Annotated in this window: 26 protein-coding genes; 3 read left to right on the plus strand and 23 right to left on the minus strand. The window is 41.4% G+C overall.

Annotated features, from left to right (window positions below; translation table 11 throughout):
- Positions 1-72 precede the first annotated feature (72 nt).
- From nrdI to EJF26_RS06590, 5 genes are all read right to left on the minus strand, one after another.
- Entirely contained in the window at positions 73-543 is a 471-nt protein-coding gene (gene nrdI, locus EJF26_RS06570) for a class Ib ribonucleoside-diphosphate reductase assembly flavoprotein NrdI (RefSeq protein WP_000724238.1), read from the minus strand.
- Positions 544-620: 77 nt separating this feature from the next.
- A complete protein-coding gene (locus EJF26_RS06575) occupies positions 621-1,154 on the minus strand; it encodes an ABC transporter permease (protein ID WP_000729041.1) in 534 nt (177 codons plus the stop codon).
- Between the two features lie 60 nt (positions 1,155-1,214).
- Positions 1,215-2,501 (minus strand): response regulator transcription factor, encoded by a 1,287-nt coding sequence (locus EJF26_RS06580; protein ID WP_000278909.1) that lies wholly within the window; start codon positions 2,499-2,501, stop codon positions 1,215-1,217.
- 12 nt (positions 2,502-2,513) lie between these two features.
- Positions 2,514-4,184 (minus strand): sensor histidine kinase, encoded by a 1,671-nt coding sequence (locus tag EJF26_RS06585; RefSeq protein ID WP_000800551.1) that lies wholly within the window; start codon positions 4,182-4,184, stop codon positions 2,514-2,516.
- Positions 4,162-4,776 carry a YesL family protein gene (locus tag EJF26_RS06590; RefSeq protein ID WP_000514455.1) on the minus strand — a complete coding sequence of 205 codons (615 nt, stop codon included), beginning with the start codon at positions 4,774-4,776 and terminating at the stop codon, positions 4,162-4,164. The genes EJF26_RS06585 and EJF26_RS06590 overlap by 23 nt, the downstream gene beginning before the upstream one ends.
- A 133-nt stretch (positions 4,777-4,909) precedes the next feature.
- On the opposite strand from EJF26_RS06590, the gene EJF26_RS06595 reads away from it, so the two are divergent.
- Positions 4,910-5,479 carry an MptD family putative ECF transporter S component gene (locus EJF26_RS06595; protein ID WP_000739520.1) on the plus strand — a complete coding sequence of 190 codons (570 nt, stop codon included), beginning with the start codon at positions 4,910-4,912 and terminating at the stop codon, positions 5,477-5,479.
- Positions 5,480-5,640: 161 nt separating this feature from the next.
- Here EJF26_RS06595 and dltD read toward each other — a convergent pair whose 3' ends face one another.
- The 17 genes from dltD to EJF26_RS06685 all read right to left on the minus strand — a co-directional run bounded on the left by dltD (position 5,641) and on the right by EJF26_RS06685 (position 21,147).
- Positions 5,641-6,813: a D-alanyl-lipoteichoic acid biosynthesis protein DltD gene (gene dltD, locus EJF26_RS06600; protein WP_000593513.1), complete on the minus strand. Its 1,173-nt coding sequence runs from the start codon at positions 6,811-6,813 to the stop codon at positions 5,641-5,643.
- A 47-nt stretch (positions 6,814-6,860) separates the two neighbouring features.
- Positions 6,861-8,015: a D-alanyl-lipoteichoic acid biosynthesis protein DltB gene (gene dltB, locus EJF26_RS06605; RefSeq protein ID WP_001105742.1), complete on the minus strand. Its 1,155-nt coding sequence runs from the start codon at positions 8,013-8,015 to the stop codon at positions 6,861-6,863.
- A 172-nt stretch (positions 8,016-8,187) separates the two neighbouring features.
- On the minus strand, positions 8,188-8,880 hold the full coding sequence (locus EJF26_RS06610) for a methionine ABC transporter permease (protein WP_000134268.1): 693 nt from the start codon (positions 8,878-8,880) through the stop codon (positions 8,188-8,190).
- A gap of 1 nt (position 8,881) precedes the next feature.
- Positions 8,882-9,943: a methionine ABC transporter ATP-binding protein gene (locus EJF26_RS06615; protein WP_000085644.1), complete on the minus strand. Its 1,062-nt coding sequence runs from the start codon at positions 9,941-9,943 to the stop codon at positions 8,882-8,884.
- A complete protein-coding gene (locus EJF26_RS06620; RefSeq protein WP_000231804.1) occupies positions 9,936-11,309 on the minus strand; it encodes a M20 family metallopeptidase in 1,374 nt (457 codons plus the stop codon). Before EJF26_RS06620 ends, EJF26_RS06615 begins: the two co-directional genes overlap by 8 nt.
- A 98-nt stretch (positions 11,310-11,407) precedes the next feature.
- Positions 11,408-12,262, minus strand: a complete 855-nt coding sequence (locus tag EJF26_RS06625; RefSeq protein ID WP_000694539.1) for a MetQ/NlpA family ABC transporter substrate-binding protein — start codon at positions 12,260-12,262, stop codon at positions 11,408-11,410.
- A gap of 154 nt (positions 12,263-12,416) precedes the next feature.
- Complete coding sequence (locus EJF26_RS06630) at positions 12,417-13,262, minus strand: transporter substrate-binding domain-containing protein (RefSeq protein WP_000724963.1); 846 nt, start codon at positions 13,260-13,262, stop codon at positions 12,417-12,419.
- Between the two features lie 102 nt (positions 13,263-13,364).
- Entirely contained in the window at positions 13,365-13,688 is a 324-nt protein-coding gene (locus EJF26_RS06635; RefSeq protein ID WP_000253910.1) for an AzlD domain-containing protein, read from the minus strand.
- Complete coding sequence (locus EJF26_RS06640; RefSeq protein WP_000659755.1) at positions 13,678-14,373, minus strand: AzlC family ABC transporter permease; 696 nt, start codon at positions 14,371-14,373, stop codon at positions 13,678-13,680. The genes EJF26_RS06635 and EJF26_RS06640 overlap by 11 nt, the downstream gene beginning before the upstream one ends.
- A 143-nt stretch (positions 14,374-14,516) precedes the next feature.
- Entirely contained in the window at positions 14,517-15,122 is a 606-nt protein-coding gene (locus EJF26_RS06645) for a hypothetical protein (RefSeq protein ID WP_004246719.1), read from the minus strand.
- A gap of 185 nt (positions 15,123-15,307) precedes the next feature.
- Entirely contained in the window at positions 15,308-16,534 is a 1,227-nt protein-coding gene (locus tag EJF26_RS06650; RefSeq protein WP_000862373.1) for an MFS transporter, read from the minus strand.
- A gap of 71 nt (positions 16,535-16,605) precedes the next feature.
- The gene (locus EJF26_RS06655) at positions 16,606-17,271 is read right to left on the minus strand and encodes a CPBP family intramembrane glutamic endopeptidase (RefSeq protein WP_000720889.1); all 666 of its coding nucleotides are present in this window, start codon (positions 17,269-17,271) and stop codon (positions 16,606-16,608) included.
- A gap of 115 nt (positions 17,272-17,386) precedes the next feature.
- On the minus strand, positions 17,387-18,250 hold the full coding sequence (locus tag EJF26_RS06660) for an Rgg/GadR/MutR family transcriptional regulator (RefSeq protein WP_000570724.1): 864 nt from the start codon (positions 18,248-18,250) through the stop codon (positions 17,387-17,389).
- Positions 18,251-18,346: 96 nt separating this feature from the next.
- Positions 18,347-19,357, minus strand: coding sequence for a tRNA (adenosine(37)-N6)-threonylcarbamoyltransferase complex transferase subunit TsaD (gene tsaD / locus EJF26_RS06665; RefSeq protein WP_000655021.1), 1,011 nt, complete (start codon positions 19,355-19,357; stop codon positions 18,347-18,349).
- Entirely contained in the window at positions 19,347-19,784 is a 438-nt protein-coding gene (gene rimI / locus EJF26_RS06670) for a ribosomal protein S18-alanine N-acetyltransferase (RefSeq protein WP_000569836.1), read from the minus strand. The genes tsaD and rimI overlap by 11 nt, the downstream gene beginning before the upstream one ends.
- Positions 19,781-20,464 (minus strand): tRNA (adenosine(37)-N6)-threonylcarbamoyltransferase complex dimerization subunit type 1 TsaB, encoded by a 684-nt coding sequence (tsaB, locus tag EJF26_RS06675; RefSeq protein ID WP_000865737.1) that lies wholly within the window; start codon positions 20,462-20,464, stop codon positions 19,781-19,783. The genes rimI and tsaB overlap by 4 nt, the downstream gene beginning before the upstream one ends.
- A 467-nt stretch (positions 20,465-20,931) precedes the next feature.
- Complete coding sequence (locus tag EJF26_RS06685) at positions 20,932-21,147, minus strand: hypothetical protein (RefSeq protein WP_000492020.1); 216 nt, start codon at positions 21,145-21,147, stop codon at positions 20,932-20,934.
- Between the two features lie 284 nt (positions 21,148-21,431).
- On the opposite strand from EJF26_RS06685, the gene EJF26_RS06690 reads away from it, so the two are divergent.
- A complete protein-coding gene (locus EJF26_RS06690) occupies positions 21,432-21,665 on the plus strand; it encodes a DNA-dependent RNA polymerase subunit epsilon (protein WP_000639584.1) in 234 nt (77 codons plus the stop codon).
- Position 21,666: 1 nt separating this feature from the next.
- Positions 21,667-23,349, plus strand: a complete 1,683-nt coding sequence (rnjA, locus tag EJF26_RS06695) for a ribonuclease J1 (protein ID WP_000222721.1) — start codon at positions 21,667-21,669, stop codon at positions 23,347-23,349.
- 36 nt (positions 23,350-23,385) lie between these two features.
- Here rnjA and mnmG read toward each other — a convergent pair whose 3' ends face one another.
- Positions 23,386-25,299 carry a tRNA uridine-5-carboxymethylaminomethyl(34) synthesis enzyme MnmG gene (gene mnmG / locus EJF26_RS06700; protein ID WP_000221895.1) on the minus strand — a complete coding sequence of 638 codons (1,914 nt, stop codon included), beginning with the start codon at positions 25,297-25,299 and terminating at the stop codon, positions 23,386-23,388.
- Position 25,300: the final 1 nt, after the last annotated feature.

Raw genomic sequence — 25,300 nt, forward strand, 5'->3', positions numbered from 1 at the left:
GCACCCTTGTCTGGGTGCTTTTTCTGCATTCAAAAGGCAGTTGAGAAAACCTAACTGCCTACTTGAACGATTCTAACTTTCTGAATCCAATCCATATAAGTCCGCGATAATCGCTGCGACCTTTTTAATATCTCCCAGCATGCCACGCATTTCAAAGTCAGCCAATACAGGGAAACCAAAGCGCTGGCTGTACTGCTTGGCAGTCAGACAGTATTGGTTATTAAAATTGCGATTACCAGATCCCACTACCCCAAAACACTTACTAGCATTGTCTCCATAAGCGATAAAGTCGCCCACTGGAGTCGTTAGAATCTCAACATCACCGTTATCGACACCATTTCCACCTTCTAGATAAGTTGGTAAAAAGGCGACATAAGGGTGATCCATCTCAAAGAATTCTTGACCTTCCTTGACTAGATCCTTGATATGAATCTTTTGGACCTCAATCCCTTCGTACTGAGACAAGAGATAGTCCTTAAGTCGGGTTACAAAACTCTCTGTATTCCCGCTCAAACTGATATACACTAAGGATATTTTTTTCATGTTAACCTCGATTTTTATGTTTACGATATAAAAAGAACTAACAAGATTGTAACTTGATAGTTCCCTTTTGTCAACTCTTATGCGAGCTCTTCTGTTTCGACTTCCTCAGACAAATCTTTTTGTTGACGCCACATCTTGTAAAAGACAATGGCAAGGAAGAGGACATTGATAACAACAAATAAAATCGTTGTTCCCTTTCCAAGGACTTCTGTCCCTAGTCGCAAAGTTTCATCACGGATAGCTTGTACAGCATCTTGCATACCCATGTAAGTATAAATCGAACCAACAATGGCAAGCAAAACATAAGCAATGTAAGCATAATTTGCATATTGCAAATGATTACGAACCAAGAGCACAATACCTGCGACTACTAAAATCGCAGATAAAATAATCAAAACGATGTTAACAGTCGAATGCGATAATTCAGCTGTCTTATGTAGATAATTAATCGTATCCTCTAGTTGTTGGGCGCTAGCACCTTGAACTTGAGCTTGACTGGCACCTAGTGTTTCTTTACTAGGAACTGGACTTAGTATTCCAAACAAAGACATAGCTGAAATCAATGCTGATAGAACTAATAAAACCCAAAGATAAATTGGTTTCTTTTTCATAATTTTTCCTCCTTAAGGTATTTTGAACATTATAGCATTTTTTGTATGTAAATACAAGTTTTACAGGGAACTTTCGACTTGTTTGCGATAAGCTTTTGGTGATTTTCCGCACAATTTACGGAAAACCTTGTAGAAATAACCGACGTTACTGTAACCAACGGCATAGCAAACATCTTCAATACTATCATTGGTTGAAAGCAAGAGCTGTTGCGCCGCCTTGATGCGCTGTTTGTTGAGCAGTTCAGCAAAGGTTGAGTTGGTTTCTCGCTTGATTAACTGACCGAGATAGACAGGATTGATAAAGAGATCTTTGCTAATATCCTTAAGCGAGAGCTCTTTCTGATAATCACGCCCAATCACCTCTAGGACACTGACCACGTTTTCATTCATGCGGTACTGGCCAAAGAATTTGGTCAAGGTTTCTTTGATATAGGCAACCAATTCTTCAAAAGAGTTAATAGCATGGATGGCTTTGACAATCTCGGTCATATCATCCGCTTTTAAGTGCTCAAACAAGTGGAAGACATCCATGACAAACTGAGTAAAGAGTTGTTTGGTGATAGCCACGCGCGGTGTGTTCTCTAAGACAACCTTCTCCAGTAGGGTTAATTCTTCAATGATTTGATTTATATTTCCTTGGATAATCACGCGATAAATCGGTTCGTAATAAGCAAATAAACTCTCGGATTTTTCTAGATTAACAGAACCGTAAAAGAGGGCTTTTTCTGCGTTGATCTTCCATTTTTCAAAGGCTTGTTGGTAGGGTGCTTCAAAAGGCGTTACTACGATTCCATCTAGTGCTTGATCAGAGATAAAAATCTGCCAGTCTTGACCTAAAACATAGTAAGGAATAGTGAAAGATCCTTGTTTTTCCTTTGAAAGACCTATCCACCAGCTGTCTTTACCTGCTAAATAGTTGGTAAATCCTGCCTCATCCAATTCTTGGCTGAGAGTTTGGCTTTGCTCCACCTTTTCTTGAAGCTGTCGCGCAATTTTTTCTAATAGATGACTCAACTCCACCTTATCCACTGGCTTGACCAGATAATCCACGACACTAAGATTCATGGCTTTTTTGACGTAGTCAAACTCCTGATAACCTGACAGCAAGATATAATAGGTATCTGGAAGCAGCTCCTTCATCTCCTTGATCATCTCAAGCCCTGTCTTATCTGGCATATTGACATCAGAAATGATCACATCTACTGGATTTTCCTTGACATAGTCTAAAGCATCATCTGCGTGATTGGCTGTTGCGACGACTTGCATATCCCATTTTTCAAAGGGGATTAATCGCTTGAGCCCCTCTGTCACCATATACTCGTCGTCTACTAATAAAACTTTATACATTTCCCTTCCTTTCTATTCATTTTGAATAGCAATACGGTAACGAACACCTTCTTGCTCAGCTGACTCTACACTGATTTGGTAGCGATCCCCAAAATAGAGGACAAAGCGTTCGTGTACATTGACTATTCCAATTGATTGCCGCTCTCCGCTATAGCTTGCCTCGTGCTCAAAACTTCTCTGAGTTAGTTTTTCTTGCAAGCTAGCTAGTTTCTCAGCAGTCATCCCGCGACCATTGTCTACCACTAGGATTTCAACAAAACCTTGGCCCTTCAAAACCTTGATACTGATCACATTGTCTGTTCGGCGGTGGTCAATACCGTGGGCAAAGTAGTTTTCTACCAATGGTTGGAGTGTAAACTTGGGAATCTTCATATTTTCTAATTCTGGCGCGATCTTAAAGCCATAGGCAACTGACTTTGGATAACGCACCATACAGAGATAGCTGTATTTGCGACAAAATTCTAATTCTTGCTTCAGCGTCGTTTCCCGCTCGTCGGAGATATTATTGCGTAGTAAACTGCTAAATTCATAGATAATATCCGCCAGTTCATCTTGGCTTTCCATGACGGCATACATGCGCAGAAACTCTAAGGTATTGTACATGAAGTGAGGATTGATTTGAGCTTGCAGGGCCCGCATATTGGCATCTTTCTGACTAAGCTCTAGCTGATAGATATCATGGATATTTTTTTCCAGTCGATCCAACATATCATTGGTGGTTTCTGCAATGAGAAGCAACTCTTGGTCTTTTTTAGAGGTATCGATCCGAAGTCCCTCTTCTCCTTGGGCAATAACCTCGATAGACTCCACCAAGTCCACAACCTGCCTTTGGTAATTGGAGAAGGTCTGCCTCAAGGTCACATATAAAATAATAATAAAGAGAACACTCAAACCAACAATGACAGCGGAACTAGTTAAAGTCCCAGTAAGAACAAAATCCTTAGGAACTGCTGATTGGACTTGATAGCCGTGTGATGTCAAACCTACAATCCAATTTTCCCGTTCAGCTACTACATTTTCCCCTATATGAAACAATTTAGTATCAAAAGGGGAGGTGATCGTCACGGCCACAGGAATCAGACCGCGAGTATTATCAATTGCTTGGTAAAGTACATCCTGCGATAAAGAAATGTAGATAACACCTAGAGACTGATCGGAGTTAGGATCAAGTACTGGTATGGCAAAACTATTGGCTGCTGGTTTGAAATCCTCAGCAAGAATTTTCTCCCCGCTACGTTTCTCTCTAGTAGAAACGTAGACTTCCTTGTAGTCTTGCAAAACAATTGCAACACCTGTCACAAAGTCATTTCTTACATACAAATCATCAATGTTTTCATACAAGGATACTGAGACATAGGGAGACGCTTTGCGTTGCAACAGCCAGTAAAAATAATCCGATGTACTCAGACTAAAATACTTGTAAATCCCCTCTATCCGTGCTCGATTTTCAACCAGTTCCTGCGCTAGCTGAGTCGACTCCCTGTGGTAATATTCAATCTCACTCACTGTCCGAGTCGTTACACGTTGAGCTACTCGCTGGGCTTCTTTTTCACGGGAACTCCAGTCAGCATAGGAGAGCATGACCGCAAAACTTGCAATGATGACAATCATCACCAAGGTATAGATGCGCAAGAGCGAGTGGAGCCAGAACGGCTTCATTTTATTTTGTCGCCAATTTTTCATGGATACTTTCATATACGGGTTCCAACATATCACTGATAAAGAAATGCCACATCCCAATTCCTACGAAGGAAAGCAAGGCGGGCATATAGTAACCAATTCCTACAAGCATGACCGTACCAAATAAAACCTTGGCAATTGCCGGCAAATTCATAAAAATTCCGATAAGAGCGAGTTTTACAGTATTTCGATAAGAGAGCTCATAGTGAACTTGGAGTTTCAATGAAACGGTATAAGCCAAAAAAACAAAGGCAACAACAAGGATATTGAGAAAGGTTGCCAAGAGATGGAAGATAGTCTGATGAGGCAATTGAACCAAAAGGTACAAACCATAGACTAAGACTAGATCTACAAGTACAAAACTATAGAAAGCTAGGTTACTCTTGACAAAGTTACTCTTATACAATTCCCAAGCTTCTTTCAAACTATAAGCTCGATAAGTATAACCGTGCTCCGCATATAAACTCATAAGAGTTGCACTAGCTGGTGCCAAACCAAAGACCACACCTCCTGCTAGTGTTAATAACCAGAAAAAAGCCGTCGCAATCATTCCTAAAAAGAAACGATTAAAGACGAATTCTAGAAACTTTCCCATAATATCCTCCTTAAAACAACTATGTAACTATTATATCATATTTCAAACGTTTTCAAAAACATAGAGCTCCCATTTACAATCCTCTAAAAGCGTGATACAATTGATTTTGACAGTTTTATATAAGGAGATTCTCATGAAGAAAAATATCTTAACTACCCTCTTAGCCGTCGTCCTCTACTTCCTCTGTCTAGGAATCGGAGTAGTACTTGGGCACTTGGTGGATTCAACGGGCAATATGTTCTATGCACCTGCCTTTTCTGCCCTTGTCGGGGGTAGCGTCTACATGCTTCTTTTGGCAAAGGTTCCTCGTTTTGGAGCGATTACCACTCTCGGACTCTTTATGGCTCTCTTTTTTCTAGCTAGTAAACACGGCGCTGGCGCTTTTCTACCAGCTATCGCCTGCGGTCTTGCAGCAGATGCCATCGCTCATCTCGGCAATTACAAAGATCGAATCAAAAACACCCTCTCCTTCCTCGTCTTTGCTTTTAGTACAAGTGGCCCTATCTTCCTCATGTGGATCCGTCCCAAAGCTTACGTGGCTACCTTACTCGCGCGTGGAAAATCCCAAGAATACATTGACCGTATCATGGTCGCTCCAGAGCTAGACAAAATTTTTCTCTTTGTCGCAAGCATTCTCCTTTGTGCCTTGATTGGGGCTGTGGTTGGGCAATTTCTAAATCAAAAAATAGCTGATAAAACATAAGGTAAAAGCCCTGAAGACTAGCAGGGCCTTTTTGTATACAATCTTAAAATTCACTATAGATAAATTCTTGAATATTCGAAAAATCGGTTACAAAACAGTAAATCACGATGCTCAAGATAACCGTATAAAAAAATAGTGTCCATAAGATTAAACGATGTGTGTTAGTTAGCTTGGTTTGCAAATTTGTAAAGTTCTTTTTCAACTTCCATCCATCCTTTCACTCCAACGTGCATCACGTCAAATAAAAAGTAATCATCATACTCTCTGTTTCCATAGTTTAGTACCGTTGCACCATGGCTTTTTGCGACATCTTCTATTTTTTTATAAGTTTTTTCCCGCATTTCTCTTGAGACACCAGTGTAGTCGTTCCATTTCCCGTTTACTGGGAAAATAATAACCTCAACTTCAATGCCCAATTCCTTAGCAACTGTCAAGAAAAGTTCCATATCTGAATATTCTGGTGACTCTAGGTAACTCAAATCTTTATTAGAATCTTTCAGTGATGCATAGCGGTCTTTTAAGTAAGTATTGTAGTAGTTATTATCAACAGCATAGTCATTATTGTCTGTTTTCTTTTTGACCTCTTCCACAAACTGATCCGTCATCTTCTGCCAATCATAGTCTGGGGTTTTGTCTCCTAGCGAAGGATAATCTGATTTGGCATGTTTTTGATAAAAAGTCTGTTTGAGCTTAAAGGAATACATCGCGTTATCTAACTCTAATAGTTTTTTATCAACAATGGTTCCTTTTCCATCTATGAAATAACTTTTGTATTTTTTGTAGATGTCATTTTGTTGCTTGTTCCCCTTGGTAATCTCGATAATGCGATTGATTAGTTTTTCTTTCGTTTCCTTACTAATCTTGTCATTATCTAGCATGTGGAAAATATGTTCCTGAGAAGCCTTGTTCAAAAAGGCATCTTGATGAGTCCCATCTTTTTCAAACCATTGAACCGACTCGACAATGGCCACTTTTCGCTTACTCATAGATCCTTCAATAGAACCCAAGGTCGTAGCCTGAATGATATTTTGTGAATAACTGGTCCCAATCTGCATGATATTAAAATCATTGTAGTTAAAAATTTTATTGGGATGATAGTCTTCATTTATCGTCGCAACCAACTCTGAGGAACCCATTAAAACCAGTGTATTGGGAGTGATATTACTTGTTAGAATATCTCTACTTTTATACTTTTCATACGAGGTGCTATAACGAATACTGTTATCCTTGACTTTATAATAATCATCAATCTTCTTGACATACGTCACATTTAAAAGGGCAAGCGTCGCAATTACGAGCACAAGCGATAGTAAAAATGCTTTTAATTTAATCATCTCGTTTTATCCTATCCCTTCGATCTAGCCGATTTCTTTTCAATCTCTTATCTCTTTAAAATCGTCAGTAAGATTTTATAGGGTTCACCTGAAAAGATAAAGAAACCAATCATAACCAAATTCATGGTCACAAACCAACTTAGCAGCTTATACCAGTTTTTGTTTTTATTTTTCTTATAAAAATTGCTTTTCTTTTGATACACTTCAAATCCAGCCATCAAAATCCCATGGTAAAAACCATAGACAATGTAACTAACACTAAGACCATGCCAAAAACCCATGACCAACATATTGACCATATAGGCATAGGTTGCATTGTGTAGTCTATTTTTAAACCATTTTTTCCTGATAACCTGCATCAATACTCTTGAAAATACAAAATCTCTCAACCAGGTCGACAAGGTGATATGCCATCTAGTCCAGAAATCTTTGATATCGACACTCAAGAAAGGTTTGTTAAAGTTCATCGGTGTCTGAATACCTAGAATATTACTACTTCCAACGGCCATTAGACTATAGCCTGCAAAGTCAAAGAACAGATACAAGGTATAGAGGTACATATATTTGATTGAATAAACGACTGTGCCAGTATTATTTAGAGTGAGTAACATCTGGTAAACATAGGTTGATAAAACAACCTTGTAAAGAAGGCCTAGAACGATACGATACACACCGTCCCCTGCTAACTCTAGATACTCTTTTCGGGACATGACCTCGTTTATCTCTTTTAAAAATCTCCTACTCCGATCAATCGGACCAGCACTAACTGTTGGGAAAAAGAGCAAAAACTGTAGATAATCTTTTACACTGATTTTTCCTTTGATCAAGCCATCCGATATTTCTAGCATGATCTGAATGGTCTTAAAGGACATGTAAGAAATTCCAATAAAGGCCAACAAATGCAGAGAAGTCAGAGCAAAGACTTTATTGATTACCAAAGGAAGAATGGAAAGGAAAACCAGTGGTTTCAGCCGCTTTGCCTCTATCCTTTGTGCTAGAAAAACCAGAAAATATTGATAAACGATAAAGGCGAGCAAATAGACAATCATCGCTCGACTCTTACCATAGATAGCTCCTGCAAATAAGAGGGAGAGCCCCAAAATATAGTAGTCCTTACGTTTTTCAAAAAAGTTTACCACAAAACCAATCAGTAAAACTACAAACAAGAGAAGGAAGAACTCATTCCCCTCAAAATAATTCATATCAACCGAACTCCTTTTTCATTTTCTCATCTCGCTTCAAGGTTTATCTTTCTAATTTTTTCCTATCCTATCACCAGAAAGAGTTAACTCTATCTATTATACCATAATTTAAAAACTTTAAATGCCCCCTGTTGGCAGCTTCCTAGAACAAAAAAGAGCCCTTCGGCTCTTTTTATTTATGACTTAATTTCTTGGTCAAGAAATCTCCCAAGAACTGGATCGTAAAGATAATCAAGATGATGATAATGGTTGCTAGAACTGTCACATCATGATTGAAACGGTTAAATCCATAAGCAATGGCTACATTACCAATACCACCAGCTCCAACCGCACCGGCCATAGCTGTTTCCCCAACAAGGGAAATTAAGGTCACAGTCGTCACACGGATCAAATCTGGAAGACCTTCTGATAGGTAAACACCCACGATATCCCAGAAGGTCGCTCCGCTCGCCTGAGCCGCCTCAATGACACCGCCATCCAGCTCAGCCAAGACAACCTGCACCTGACGGGCAAAGAAGGCAAAGACTGCAAAAGAAAGGGGTACAAGGGCTGCGTTTGGCCCAATGCTAGTCTTGACAATCAAGTGAGACAGTGGCGACATGATTGCCAAGAGGATAATAAAGGGAACCGCACGGAAAATAGAGGTAATCTTGTCTAAAATCCAGAAGACTACCTTGTTCTCCAAGACACCACCTGGCGCTGTCAAGACGAGGAAAAGACCTGCCACCAGCCCCAAGAACCCTCCGATGATGAAGGAAAGAACTGTCATATAAAGAGTTAGGTAGATAGCCGTTCCCCAGCCGGCTTGTCCAGCCCAGCCCATTTTATAGACATTTGGTAAGTAAGTTTGAATAAACTCTGTCATATTACTGTCCTCCCTTCAATACTTTTAACTGGACACCAGCCTGACGGATGGCTTCTTGAGCACCTGCTAGTGCTGCTTTTTCACCTGACAAGACCACAACCAATTCTCCAACAGGAGTGCCATCGAGAATTTCGATATTTCCATAGAGAATATTAGCTGTTACTTGGTAATGTTTGTACAATTCATTCAAAAGTGGTTCGTCTGTCGAAGCACCTGCATACTTGAGTTGCACTAAGATACTGTTCTCAGATAGATGCTCTACGATTTCTTGCTTCTCAATCTTGACCATGGCTTCGTCAATACCTGTGGCAGTTGAGATGAAGTCTTGAGTCAAAGGTTGTTTAGGGTCTGAGAAAATTTCAAGGACACTACCTTCTTCAATCAAACGGCCATCCTGCATAACTGCCACACGGTTAGCAATGTCTTTGACAATCTGCATTTCGTGTGTAATCAGGACAACGGTCAAGCCTAATTTTTGGTTCAAATCTTGCAACAAGGCCAAAATCTGCTTGGTTGTCTTAGGGTCGAGGGCAGACGTTGACTCGTCTGAAATCAAAATTTTCGGATCATTGGCCAAGGCACGCGCAATGGCCACACGCTGTTTTTGCCCTCCTGATAGTTGTGAAGGGTAGTTTTCAGCACGATCTGCCAAACCAACCAAATCTAACAACTTAGCTACTTTAGCTTTCTTTTCTTCCTTGCTGAGTCCAGAGTGTTTGAGGGCAAAGGCCACATTTTCCTCTGCTGTCTTTTGACTCATCAGGTTAAAATGCTGGAAAATCATCCCAATGTCTTGACGCTTACGACGCAACTGCTCTGCCGTCAAGGTTACCTTGCCATCAAAAATGACGTCGTTATCAATGGTAATTTTCCCAGCAGATGGTTTTTGCAAGAGGTTAATCACCCGTACAAGGGTTGATTTCCCTGCTCCAGAATATCCAACGATTCCGTAGATATCCCCTTCTTGGATGTGAATGGTCACATCCTTGACCGCTGTGATGATTCTCTTCTTTTGGTGAAAAGTCACATCGATCTGATCTAACTTGATAATATCTCTACTCATAGCTTCTAATCAGCTCCTCTACTAATTCAATATGGGTGTAGTAATCGGCGATTCGCACATTTTCATCTCCACCATGGTCTCGGCTATTGGCATTTCCTAGACCGAAGGCCACCATTGGTACCTCTAGGGCATCAAAGACCGTATGCATAGGCCCTGTCCCCGCTGTTGTCGGCAAGACCGAAACGCCCTGTGGATAGAATTTCTTGGCCAACTCGATCACATTAAGAATGGCTGGTGCACTCATATCGCTTCGATAGCTCATCTCTCCCAAGGTATAGTATAATTCTACCTTATCAAAGCCATTTTTGTCTAGCTGTTTCCGAATTTTTTCCAGAACATCATGCGGTTCTAAGCCAGGAACCAAACGAACCTCTAGCTTAGCACTGGCTTCTGCTGGCAAAATAGTCTTAACACCCTGACCTTGATAGCCAGACTGGATTCCTTCTATATTGAGTGCAGGTTCAAAAAAGAACCGTTTTAGAAAGGCTGCACGATCCTCTTGTAAGAGAGGCAATTCCAAGCCATAAATGCGACTGATTTCCTCAGGATTGCGTTGGGCGTAAGTATCCACCAAGGCTAGTTCTCGTTCATTTGGCTCTTGTACTTCTTCGTACAAACCTTCAACCAAGATACGACCATCTGCAGCTCGAAGAGACTGTAGGGCTTGGAGGAGATACCATGGTGCTGACTCCACAACTCCACCATAACTCGAGTGGATATCCACATCAGCACTTTTTACCTTAGCATCAAATGTCACAATCCCCTTGTTTCCGCCAGAGATTTCCAGCTGCTCCAAGGCGTTCTTTGTACCTTGTTCCCAGACTAGCAAGTCCGCCCCACGAAGTTTGTCTGCGTGTTTCTCTAAATACTTATCTAGATCCATGGAAGCAGACTCCTCTGCCCCTTCCATGATAAAGCTAATATTGACAGGTAGGTCATCATGGTGTTGCATGTATTTTCTCAAAGCACTCAAACGAGCCGTGATATGCCCCTTGTCGTCGTCAACTCCACGCCCATACATAAAGCCATTGCGCACAGAAAGGGTAAAAGGATCCTCTGTCCACACCTGGTCACCATCCGCTGGCACGGTGTCATAGTGGTTATAGAAGATCAAGGTCTTAGCATCTGGACGCGAACTCTTGAAATGCGCCATGACAAAGGGAGCCGTATAAGTCTCATCAATCTCTACTTCAGCCCCTACGCGCTTGAAAATCTCACCCAGATAGTTTGCGACTTCCTTAAGTCCAACCTGCTGGGCAAAGACTGATTTCTTGGAAATTAAGGTGCGCAAGACTTCAAAATAATGTTGAGCTACATGATCCTTTTCAAATTTTTCAATCTGTTCTTGTTCACTAGGAAAAACCATATTCTCTCTACCTTTCTATGAACGTATAGTCTTCTTTACAATCCATGCTCTAGACAAAAGTAAGAGGTGGAAACTCTCTCCCACCTCCCTGTGTCTTATTACCAAACTGGTTGGTCCAAACCGTCTGATGTTTCTTCGATAACTTTTTTCACTTCATCAGTGTGGTAAGCTGCGATAATTTTCTTGATGGCATCAGCCTTAGGTGATGATTCCCAATCTTTTTTCGCAACGATGATGTTGTACCATTGTTTTGAGTTTTCATCAGCTTGTTCTTTGAAGAGTGCTTTTTTGTAGTCCAATTTTGCTTCTGTAACGAAGGTATTGTTTACAACGGCAGCGTCAACTGATGACAATGAACGAGCTGTTTGGCTAGCGTCCAATTCAGTAATCTTCAAGTTCTTTGGATTTTCTTTGATGTTTGCGATAGTAGCAAGTTCAGTTCCTGAAACATCCAATTTGATCAAACCAGCTGATTGAAGCAAGTAAAGCGCACGGCTTTCGTTTGTTGCATCGTTTGGTACAGCGATTTCACCGTTATCTGGGATTTCTTCCACTTTCGTGTACTTGTTTTCTTCTCCATTTTTACCTGAGTAAAGGCGGATTGGTGAGATGTACGTATCTGCAATCGCTACAAGGTCTTTCCCGTTTTCCTTGTTCCAGTTGTTCAAGAAGTTGTAGTGTTGGAAAGCGTTCAAGTCTACTTCGCCATCAGCAGTTGCCTTGTTTGGTTGAGAGTAGTCAGTGAACTCTGTGAATTCCAATTTAATACCATCTTTTTTAACCAATTCTTGGATTTTATCCCAACGTTTTTCTTCAGAACCGCTACGGTTAACTGTTGCGATTTTAACAACTGTTTCATTGTCCGCTTTCTTTTCTGAATTTCCGCAAGCTGCAAGAGTCAAACCTGCGACTGTAGCAAGAGCTGCTACACCGAGCCATTTTTTAATTTTCATGATTCTTTCTCCTTTAAAAATAATACCGTAATAGTATCTCATACTTTATTTGATTTAGCAAATTGTTATTAGATAGGCAGACATATAGTTTGAAACTATATATCTAAAAATTGAGAAATCACCCGCCTTTCTCAGACTGGATGATTTTATATAACTATTTAATGTCAGCTTCTGCTGGGAGATAAGTGTCTCCGAAGAATTGTTTAGACAATTTTTCAAGTGTTCCATCTTTGTAGAGTTCTTGGATGCGTTTGTCCACAAATGATTTCAACTCATCTTGACCTTTAGCAAGAAGTGGGTATACGTAAGGTTGTTGGTCACTTGGAAGCTCAATCACTTTCAAGTTATCCAAACCTTGGTTTTTGATAACTGTTTCAACACCGATTTTATCAAAAATCTTGTAGTCAAATTGACCATCGCTCAAACGAGACATGATTTGTTGGAAATCAGCCTTGGTGTAGTTAAGAATCGTTGGATTGTCTGCATGTTGTTTGTTATAGTCTTCTAGTTGTTTAGCTGTTGTTGTTCCTTGAACGACTTCAGTAGATTTTCCACCAATATCATCGAGAGACTTAATACTGTTATCGTCTTTCTTTACAACGAGAACGTTAGGATTTTTAGCAGTTGGAGCTGCATAAAGATATTTTTCAGCACGTTCTTTGGTGTAGCTGATGTTGTTCACAGCCATTTGGTAGCGATCAGCGTCAAGGCCCGCAAAGACACCTGACCACTCTGTCTTTTCAAACTTGACATCGTATTTGTCAGAGTCTTTAAAGATAGCACGAACTACTTCAATCTCATAACCAGTCAACTCACCGTTGTCTTCATAGTTAAATGGTTTTGGTGAAGCGTTGGTCGCTACGACAATTTCTTTCTTACCAGGTGTTGCTGCTTCGCTAGATGCGCTATCTTTCTTATCTCCACCTGAGCAAGCTGCTAGCACACCTGCGGCAACGAGTCCTAAGGCAGCAAGAGATGAATATTTGACGATTTTTTTCATGTCATTTCCTCCAAAATAGAATACTGTACTATCTTAACAGAAAATATTTTTTTTCGCCATTATATGATACCTATCTCGGTGATAGGTTTTTCTTATAGCTGATTAAAAGACCAGACGCAAGACTGCAATCAAGACAACCCCAAAAAGAACCGTACCCACTAGATTGCGGTAGCGAAAGGCTACCCAAGCCGTTGGAAAGACTGCTAAAAAGTCTAGCCATTTGATTTGAGGAAGGCTTCCAACCTTACCTGACACCACACTTGAAAGGATCAAGGCAAAGATAATGGAAACAGGTAAAAACTTCAAAAAACGCTCAACGATAGCTGGCAAACCCTTGTACTTGACCAAGATGAAAGGAATCATACGAGGAATCCAAGTCACCAATCCAGAAAAGACGATTGCCATTAAAATATACTTACTGACCATCTAAAACCACCCCCATGGTACAACCTAGCAAGGTCGCAAATAGAACAGCTAGTGACTGAGACACCACTGTCAAGAGGAAAAAGAAAGACACCGCAACAACTGCTAGGATCATCAGCAGATTGCGGACAGGAATCCTTCTTTGCATAATCTGGAATTGCGAAGTAAAAATCCCAATAAACATTCCCACAAGGGCAAAATCTAAGCCAAAAATTTCTGGATTTGGTAGGAGTCCACCTAGAGCCGTTCCGACTACTGTCCCCACAAACCAAGCTACATAACTGTTGATATTGTTCCCATGCATCCACATAGGATTGACCTTGTCTGTATGGGCTAATTCTCCCATCAAAACCCCATAGGTCTCATCTGTCAGGAGACTGGACATGCCGATATTTTGCCAGAGACTAGTATGACGAAAATAGGTCGATGCATGCAAGCTCAGCAAAAAGAGTCGCAAGTTGATCAAGAAGACCGTCATAGCAATAGCTGCCACAGGCGCTTGTACTGCAATCAATGCCAACATGGCAAACTGGGCGCTCCCAGCATAAACAAAGAGGCTCATCAAACCCATCTCAACAGGTGTCACATAGGGCGCGCCGATAATCCCACAAGCCAGACCAATGCTGACATAGCCAAGGGCAGTCGGCATGGCCGCCTGAACACCTTCCCAAAATCCTTTTTCTTTCATCTCTCTCCTCTTATTCTCTTCGTTTGAGGCTGTTCAAGGTCACAGCCACAGCAAGGAATATTATAACACATTCAAAGAAGAGAAAAAAGTTTAGAGTTTGAAACTAGTAGCTAGCAAAAAATGCTGAAATCCCATGAGTGTTATTAATGCATCCTAAACTGATCCACCCGAATAGTATACTTTTTATCTTCAATTTCTTTAGCATCTTCATCTTCTGTCGGATAAACATCGATCCAAAATTCTCTCCTTTGTCCTTTCAACTTGACTTTATAGCGATAGCCGTCATCGTATAGTCCTACCGTCTCGGTAGTTACAGATTGAAAATTTGGAAGAGCTTCAATTTCTTTTTTTATAGTCTGGGATAGATTGTTGAGCACTACATATTGCTCCCCTTTTGAAGCTACAGGAATATGAACTGTCGCTTCTTCCAAGCGATGCGATTTTGAAAATGTGAATCTTGCTTGACCTGTATAACCATTCAAAGCAATATTTTCGTAATCATAGAAAAGGCGTCCCGTTTTATAGAAATAGGGGTCTTCTGCATGCCAAGTATCCCGATAGGCCATCTCTGTTTCCTCCACCACTTCACTAGCCTCTCCAAATACTTCTTCAAAGGATTTAAGAGACATGTCGAATGAAAGTGTTTCAAACAAGACCAGTTGTGTCTTTTTGATATTCTGGCAAGCTGATAAAAGCATGAGTAAAGCTCCAAGAGCAAGCAGACTACTGATTATTTTTGTAAATTTCATATTTCTACTATACTAAAAAACTCTCAGACTGACAAACTTTGATAGAATCGGATTCCGTGATTGGATTTTAAAAATGCTTCTTTTTGTTTTAAATTGAGCAAGAGTCAGTAACAAACCGTCATAATAAGAAAAAGACTGGGAAGCCAGTCTTATCGTATGAACAAAAGTTAAATCAGAAATCCCTACTAAATGCTCTCACGAATATTCAAGAGCATGACAAATGCGGTTAGGAGTAATAGCAATAGAATAAAGCTGACCGCTAGGGTTCCAAAACTTGTAGCAATCGTTACGAAAACGATTGTGAATAGACTTGGTGAAACAACCGTAATAGCACCAATAGAGGATTGAACCGCTCCCATTGACTCCTCAGGTATTTGTTTAAAGACGAGTTCTTGCAATCTAGGAGAGAGTAACCCTGCGATGAAGGCATCCAAGGAGCTGAAAAGCAGAATCAAGCCAAAATGAACTGTGGCAAATCCTACTAGAAGGAGTAACTGGACGACGACCGAAGCGTATAGAGCTGTTTTTATAGAAATCGTATTTTTCAGATAGCCACTTACAAGGCTTCCGACAATAAGTGCTAACAATTCCAGTGTTGACAACAAAGCAAGAGATTGACCAGTTTGCAAATTCAAAAACGGTTGGTTTCTTAAAAAAAGAGTCGAAATAGGAACAGTGACATTGATTACAGCTTGGCTGATAGAGACGATAAATAAAATGAAGACCACTCTATCCATATTCCAGATCAATTTCGATGATTGGAACAAATGCTGGCAAAACGATTTTATAGAAAGACCTTCTTGATAGCTAATTGTTTTTTCAACTTTCAAAAGATCATTTTTTATAAAGAGAATACCTACAAATGCTATCAGAAACGTCAGAGCGTTTAGCAAGGAAATGAACTGAATGGAAAGAATTCCTAGTAAAACCCCTCCTAGAATATTACTGATTGTCCGAACTAAACTAACTGTTGATTGTTTAAAGCCAATGGCTTCTGTCAGATGTTCTTTCCCGATGATTCTTATAAAAATAGGAGTTAGCATGGCTCCTGAAAAGTAACTCAATGTATCCGACAAGAGGTTCATTAAACAAATAAAGAATACGAGCCATAAGGAAAAGGACTGCCCTGAAAGCGAAAGTGCCACTATAGAATAAAGTACAAATTTGACAAAACTAATAACCGTGTACTTTAGGACACGATGATGTTGAAAGTCAGCCAAAACTCCCATAAAGATTTGCAGAACTTGAGGAACAGTCTCTGAAATCGTGATGAGTAAAATCGCCAAGGGGGCAAACGAAGCATCTGCCACATAATTCAAAAAAGCAAGATAAAAAATCGTATCCCCAACCGTTGAAATCCACTGGTTGATGGTTAATTGCCTAAAATCTCTATTTTGAATAAATACTTTCATCGCAACTCCTTTTTAGTTCAAATGGGAAGTTTTTCCCCGCAAGATAGACCGGTATTATTGAGCACCCAAAATTACAGCAACGGTAAAATTTGACCAATGCCATTGTAGACTATATGCAGTCCAATAGGCCAATAAATAGACCTGGTTACTCTAAATAAGACTGCAAATATGAGACCACCACCCATATAGAAAAAAAAGTCTGTCAATACCCAACCGTGGTTACTAATATGCAAGATCCCGAATAAAGCAGCCGAACCAAGCACATCCAGTCCCCATTTCTTAACTTTTTCCAGAGCGGTCATCACCAATCCACGATAGATTATCTCTTCAAAAATGGGACCTGCAATTACAGGATAGAAAAAATACATCAAAAATGCCGTTGCTCCTGTAAAAGTCGGAATGGCGAGTTGATAAGAAATTTCATTTTTGGCAGGGGGGAAAATAAAAAATGTGACGAAATTCCAAATAACGAAAGCAAGAAGAGCTAAAAAGGAATAAAAAAGATAGGAACCCTTAAATTTTCTGCTGTTGATTTTCTGCCATTTCCCTGACCAAACCATAACAATAATAGCAAGCAGAACCACAAGAAAATTCAACATCATATCCGACAAATAATAGGCAAAGTCAGATAGACCAGCAGCAAGGTCGCTATGTAAAAGCAAACGAATGAAGAGCTGGTCAGCAATGACAAGCAGAATAGCTATAAAAAAGTAATAGCGTGAAATTATCTTTTTCATTCTATTTTCTCCTATACTATGAAATAAGGACAGTATAACACGGAAATTAGCTCATTTTAGAAAATCGCATATTTGATATTTTTTCTCATGGAAATTTCACATTCGCGATAGTAGATTAATCGATAAGTTCTTTATATTGCTGTAAGCGTAGTTCAAAAAGGGCTGTTAATTGTGGATTTTCTAATATTTGCAGAGATTGGATAAAGTGTTCAATCTCTTTTTGATTGCTTCCTTTGGTTTGGAGGAAAATGCTCAATTTCTTTAAAAACTGCAATGATACTTTCTCAAAAACATCATACGGGCGAAGCATACTCTCCAACTCGGCTTCAAAGATTGGGATGTAGGAGAAAAGTTTACGCTCCATAAGTTCTGAGATAATATTAAGATAACCACTTTTCATATACAGTCTATTGTGTACCAACTCTTTAAATTCCTTGGATTTTTCAAGTAAAGAGGTAGATAAAAAAATCAGGTCTTGGTTGCTCAAGAAGGGCATGGTATTGCAAAAAAGATAGAGTTCAAACCAGGTCCCAGACTCGATAGCATAGAGGTAGCTAGTCAAAAACTCGCTATCCTCCTCTTCTAGCGGATAGTTTTTATCCAGAGAATGGATAGCGTTTTTAATCACAATAGCGTTCAAACGACGATAGGTCTGCGCCATCTGTTCTTGCTCAACTTCCTCTAATAGTTGCTCTAAGCCAGCTATATCTTGATGGGCAAAGCGATCCACAACCTTTCTACCAAATCGCATATGTGGGGATTCCTGATAATTATTAAGCTTGTGTCCAAACTCATCGAAGGTCACATTAATACCTTGGATAGCTAGGATCAACTTATCTGCAGACAGCATAGACTGCCCTAGTTCAAACTTGGATAGCTGGGATGCTGTCAGACCCTCACAAGCTACATCTGACTGCTTGAGTTTCCTCGCCAGCCGCAATTCCTTGTAAAATTCTCCCAATTCCATTTTTTCAATCATGGCCAAACTCCCTTTACTGTTCTATTCGTAAAAATTTTTCCTTTTTTAACATATTATAAAATATTTTAGCAAAAAAGCCAGCTTCAAGCTGACTCTTTATTCTATAGTATCAAAGGCGAGACTTGGTTTGGCGTTGAGGTCCAAGTCTGCAAAGTTTTCTTTGTTCCACTCGCTGACGCTAGCATAGGCAATCATACCCGCATTGTCTCCGCAGAGGCGCAGGGGTGGGATGATGACCTTGACATCTGTGATTTCGGCTGCCAAGCGTTCTCTGAGACCTTTATTGGCCGCCACACCACCTGCCACAACAAGGGTTTTCACGGGGTATTTTTCTAAAGCCTTCTTGGTTTTTGCCATGAGAATATCCAGGACAGCTGCTTGGAAGGAAGCACACAAATCCTCTGTAGATAGGCTTTCTCCTTTTTGCTCAGCATTGTGGTGAAGATTGATAAAGGCAGACTTCAAACCAGAGAATGAAAACTCCAGATTGTCTTCCTTGATCATAGCACGTGGGAAATCATAAATATCCTGACCTTGATGGGCCAACTCGTCAATCTCACGACCTGCTGGATAAGTCAAGCCCATGACACGGCCGACCTTGTCATAGGCCTCACCAACTGCGTCATCTCGCGTTTCCCCAACAATCTTGTAATCACCAGCCTCAGAAACATAGACCAACTCGGTGTGTCCACCGCTGACCAAGAGGGCTAGTAAAGGAAAGGCCAATGGCTCCACGCTCTGAGCTGCCATAAGGTGGCCAGCCATGTGGTTGACGGGGATAAGTGGTAGGCCATGCGCCCAGGCAAAGGCCTTGGCAGCTGACAAACCAACTAGTAAGGCTCCGACCAAACCTGGTCCATAGGTAACCGCAACGGCTGTCACGTCCTCTTCGGTAATTCCTGCTTCTGCCAGTGCCTCCTCAATACAGGCTGTAATGATCTCAACATGGTGACGACTGGCCACTTCTGGCACTACGCCACCAAAACGTTTGTGGCTCTCGATTTGACTAGCAATGACATTGGACAAGAGCTCGTCATCGTTTTTCAGTACGGCGACACTGGTCTCATCACAAGATGTTTCAAATGCTAAAATATATCTATCCTTCATCTGCTTCTCTCTTCATGATAATGGCGTCCTCAACTGGGTCATGGTAGTAGGCCTTTCTCTCAGCGATGACTGCCATCTTTTCTTTCTTGTAAAATGCTTGCGCTCGGTGATTCGACTTTCTAACTTCGAGGAAAAGCTCCTTGTCTGTCGGCAAGTGAGCAAACAAGGCTGACGCAATTCCCTGACCCTGATAGGCTCCTTTGACAGCGATTTGTAGGACTTCTGCTTCAAAGAGATTCTCCTGAACGGCTAAAAATCCAATCACTTCTGCTCCATCATAAGCCAGAGCATACCAAGTCTGGTCTTGGGACAGGTCTGCTTGGATTTGTTCCAGCGTCCAAGGACTGACTGGGTATACATCTATCATGACAGCGTAGATGGCTTGAGCCAAGTCAGGTTGCTGTTGGATTCGTTTGATCTCTATCATAGGCGTTTAATGTAGGACTCGCCAGATTCGGTGTGGTTCTTGAGCCAGTTCTCCTCAGCTTCAACACGTTTGAGATAATTGGGCACAAAGTCATGCAAGGAGTCCGCTTCCTGGTCCCAGGCCCAAAGAGCTAGATCAGCTGCATTTGGCAAGGTTTCTTGATAGCTAGCTTGTGGCAGCTGCTCTTGAATTTGTTCCACAAAGACTCCAACTTCTCCGACAAAGGTCACCTGTTCAGCATCCTTGACCTGCTCTAACACTTCCGCAAAAGACAGGTGCGCTTCTGGCAAGACTTGCTTGGCATTTTCATAAAACCCTGCATATACATTGTTACGGCGTGCATCCATGATAGGAACCACCAATCCTTCTTGCTGACGTGGCACCAAAGCCAAGAGGCTAGACATGCCAACCAACTCGATGTTCAAGGTATGGGCTAGAGTCTTGGCAGTTGCTACCGCAATTCGCAAGCCTGTGTAGCTGCCAGGTCCCTCTGCCACCACGATGCGATCCAAGTCCTTGGGTGTCAAATCCAGACTCGCCATCAAAAAATCAATGGCAGGCATGAGGGTAATACTGTGATTTTTCTTGATATTGATCGTGGTCTCAGCAAGAACCTGCTTGTCCTCTAAAATGGCTAGAGAAAGAGCCCTGCTGGACGTATCAAAAGCTAATACTTTCATAATACATTCCTATCTTTTGGTCTGCTTACTATTATACTACAAAAGCTGACGCATGGGAATTTTCTTTGCCCCAAACAAAATAGGCCTACCACTTAGACAAAGAGGAAGGCAAAAAAGTTGTAGCTTTCCCCTATCTTTTACGAATATATAAGTGAACAAGGAATTTGAGAGGATCGCTATAAGAAATTTGGACCAGTTATGTTAGATAAAAAACACATTTTTAGAAGGGTAAATTTTATTCTCTTCATCTCTTATAGTTTTCTCATCATTTTCAATGATTTAAACATAATCGTTACACCCTTGCCATTTGATTTATTTCTTTGCATTGTTTTCTTTTTATGTTTCAACTCGATTTTCGATGTGAGAAATCATCATCGTAAGAATTAAGATATCACCTGAAAATAGAAAATCCGCCCCCTTTATCAAGACGAGGTGGATTTTCTGTATATTTAGATGAATAATTGAGCTCAAACATTTAAACCAAAATGAAAAACGAGCCAGACAACATAGGTGACAAGAAGGAGAAAAATTGAATAGAGTGTCACAAAAGCAAGCTTCCAAAGGAATTTTGTTTTGCGGTGTTCTAGATACGTAAAAATAAGATTTCCACCGTAGACACAGGCTACAAAGACTATAAACATCAAGAGGCGAACCCCAATCGCAAATTCAAACAAACTAAACATTCTTAATCCTCCTTATTTTAAAAACTATAGGAAATATTCCCATCCATAAACTTCTCTTTCCATTATAACACCTAAGCGCTCTCCGACCAAATCCTACCTGTCTTTTTGCTTCTTCTTTCTCTCCCGACTTTCTCATTTTCCGTCTTTTACTAATTTTTCATTTTGTGGTATAATTGAAATAATTGTAACGAATCAAGGTCAATCTAGACACAAAATGGAATGAAATCAAGCAAATCTCTGCTAAAAGTTTGGAATAAGCTGACCTGTAAATAGAAAGGAACTATATGATTTACAAAGTTTTTTATCAAGAAACAAAAGAACGTAGCCCACGTCGTGAAACAACACGCTCACTTTACCTAGACATCGATGCTAGCTCAGATCTTGAGGGCCGTATCGCTGCTCGCCAACTTGTCGAAGAAAACCGCCCAGAGTACAACATCGAATTTATCGAACTCTTGTCTGACAAATTGCTAGATTACGAAAAAGAAACTGGCGCTTTCGAGATTACGGAGTTCTAATATGACCTACACTCTTAAACCTGAAGAAGTCGGCGTTTTTGCCATCGGTGGTCTGGGAGAAATCGGGAAAAATACATATGGAATTGAATACCAAGACGAGATTATCATCGTCGATGCTGGGATTAAATTCCCAGAAGATGACTTGCTGGGTATCGACTATGTCATTCCTGATTACTCATACATCGTGGACAATATCGACCGCGTCAAGGCTGTCTTGATCACACACGGACACGAGGACCACATCGGTGGGATTCCCTTCCTGCTCAAGCAAGCAAATGTCCCTATCTACGCTGGACCGCTTGCCCTGGCTTTGATCCGTGGAAAACTCGAAGAACACGGCCTCTTGCGCAACGCCAAACTATATGAAATCAACCACAATACTGAGTTGACCTTTAAAAATCTCAAGGCAACTTTCTTTAGAACAACTCACTCTATTCCAGAACCTTTGGGGATTGTCATTCATACCCCTCAAGGAAAAATCGTCTGTACAGGTGACTTCAAGTTTGACTTTACTCCAGTTGGCGAACCTGCAGACTTGCACCGTATGGCAGCTCTTGGTGAAGAGGGTGTTCTCTGTCTCCTGTCTGACTCGACAAACGCAGAAGTGCCAACCTTTACCAACTCTGAAAAGGTCGTTGGCCAGTCTATCATGAAAATCATCCAAGGCATTGAAGGACGCATCATCTTTGCATCCTTTGCCTCAAATATCTTCCGTCTCCAACAAGCAACAGATGCCGCTGTTAAGACTGGACGTAAGATTGCGGTCTTTGGACGTTCTATGGAAAAGGCCATTGTCAACGGAATCGAGCTTGGCTACATCAAAGCTCCTAAGGGAACCTTTATCGAGCCAAATGAAATCAAAGACTATCCTGCAGGCGAGGTTCTGATCCTCTGTACAGGTAGTCAGGGCGAGCCGATGGCAGCCCTCTCTCGTATCGCTAACGGAACCCACCGTCAGGTACAACTCCAACCCGGCGATACCGTTATCTTCTCTTCAAGTCCAATCCCTGGAAACACCACTAGCGTCAACAAATTGATTAACATTATCTCAGAAGCTGGTGTCGAAGTCATCCACGGAAAGATTAACAATATCCACACATCTGGACACGGTGGTCAGCAAGAGCAAAAACTCATGCTCCGCTTGATTAAGCCCAAATACTTCATGCCTGTCCACGGTGAATACCGTATGCAGAAAGTCCACGCTGGACTAGCGGTGGACACTGGTGTTGAGAAGGATAATATCTTTATCATGAGCAATGGTGATGTCCTTGCCCTTACCGCAGATTCTGCTCGTATCGCAGGTCATTTCAACGCCCAAGACATCTATGTCGATGGAAATCGTATCGGTGAAATCGGCGCTGCTGTCCTCAAAGATCGTCGTGATCTATCTGAAGACGGTGTCGTTCTAGCAGTCGCTACTGTTGACTTCAAGTCTAAAATGATCTTGTCTGGGCCTGATATCCTCAGCCGAGGCTTTGTCTACATGAGAGAATCTGGTGACTTGATTCGCCAAAGCCAGCGCATCCTCTTCAATGCTATTCGTATCGCATTGAAAAATAAGGACGCCAGCATACAATCCGTCAATGGTGCTATTGTCAACGCCATTCGTCCTTTCCTCTATGAAAACACAGAACGTGAACCGATTATCATCCCGATGATCCTCACACCAGATGAAGAAGAATAAACCAACAAAACAGCCCCGTCTTCGGAGCTGTTTTTTCTATGCTTTCTTTTCTTGATTTTTAGAAATACTACGATTTTTACCTTCGAGATACACCATCAAAATAGAAATATCTGCTGGATTCACTCCCGAAATACGGCTGGCTTGGCCGATAGTTTCTGGATTGATAAGTTTGAACTTCTGGCGAGCTTCTGTTGCGATAGAATCAATATCATCCCAGTCGATATTGGCTGGAATGCGTTTTTCTTCCATGCGTTTCATCTTGGCAACCTGATCCATGGCTTTAGAAATATAGCCTTCGTACTTGATTTCTGTTTCAATCAATTCGATAATCTTGTCATCCAAATCCTCAGCAGCTGGCCCGATGAAGGCCACCACATCTTGGTAAGAAACTTCTGGACGGCGAAGGAATTCCTTGGCTGTCACCGCATCTGTCAACGGCTTGAAGCCCATCTCCTCAACCTTAGCATTTGTTTCTTTAACCGGCTTGAGTTTGATGATATCTAGGCGTTTCATCTCATTGTCAAATTGATTTTTCTTGATTTCAAAACGAGCCCAGCGTTCATCGTCAACAAGGCCAATCTCGCGTCCCATCTCTGTCAAACGCATATCGGCATTGTCATGACGAAGAATGAGACGGTATTCAGCACGACTGGTCAAGAGACGGTAGGGTTCAATGGTTCCCTTGGTCACCAAGTCATCAATCATCACTCCGATATAACCGTCACTGCGCTTCAAAATCAACTCAGGCTTGCCTTGGATTTTCAGAGCCGCATTGATACCCGCGATAATCCCTTGACCAGCTGCCTCTTCATAACCTGACGTTCCATTTGTCTGACCAGCAGTGAAAAGACCTGAGATTTTCTTGGTTTCAAGTGTTGCACGCAACTGGTGTGGCAAGACCATGTCGTACTCAATAGCATAACCAGTTCGCATCATTTCAGCATTTTCCAACCCTTTGATGGAATGAACCAGCTCGCGCTGTACATCCTCAGGCAGACTGGTTGAAAGCCCTTGAACATAGACTTCCTCTGTATTGCGCCCTTCTGGCTCAAGGAAGAGTTGGTGGCGTTCCTTGTCTGCAAAGCGCACAATCTTGTCCTCAATCGACGGACAGTAACGAGGTCCCACGCCCTTAACTACACCTGTAAACATAGGCGCACGGTGGAGGTTGTTTTGGATAATCTCATGACTGGTACCATTGGTATAGGTCAACCAGCATGGCACTTGATCCTTGACATAGTCCTCATCACGTGAAGTATATGAGAAGTGATTTGGCGCTTCGTCCCCTGGCTGAATCTCTGTCACATCGTAATTGATAGAAGAAGCCTTGACACGTGGAGGCGTTCCTGTCTTAAAACGACCGATTTCGAGGCCCAACTCCTTGAGGTTGTCAGCTAGGTTAATAGAAGCTAGGCTGTGGTTAGGGCCAGACGAGTACTTGAGGTCTCCGATGATAATTTCCCCACGGAGTGCAGTCCCTGTGGTTACAATAACCGCTTTTGCTCCATACTCTTGATGGGTAGCTGTACGCACACCAACAACCTTTCCATCTTCGACCAAAATCTCATCAATCATGGTTTGACGAAGGGTGAGATTCTCTTGATTTTCAACTGTCTTGCGCATTTCCTTAGAGTAAAGCTCCTTGTCAGCCTGCGCACGAAGAGCACGGACAGCTGGACCTTTCCCAGTGTTGAGCATCTTCATCTGGATGTAGGTCTTGTCAATATTCTTGGCCATTTCACCACCAAGGGCGTCGACTTCACGCACGACAATCCCCTTGGCAGAACCACCGATAGAAGGGTTGCAAGGCATGAAAGCCAACATTTCAATGTTGATAGTCGCAAGCAAGACCTTACAGCCCATACGGCTAGCTGCTAGGGATGCTTCTACCCCCGCGTGCCCCGCACCGATTACAATAATATCGTATTCTTCAGTAAAATTATAAGTCATT

The organism is Streptococcus oralis subsp. dentisani, from assembly GCF_007475365.1.
In the GTDB taxonomy this organism is placed as follows: Bacteria; Bacillota; Bacilli; order Lactobacillales; family Streptococcaceae; genus Streptococcus; species Streptococcus mitis_AX.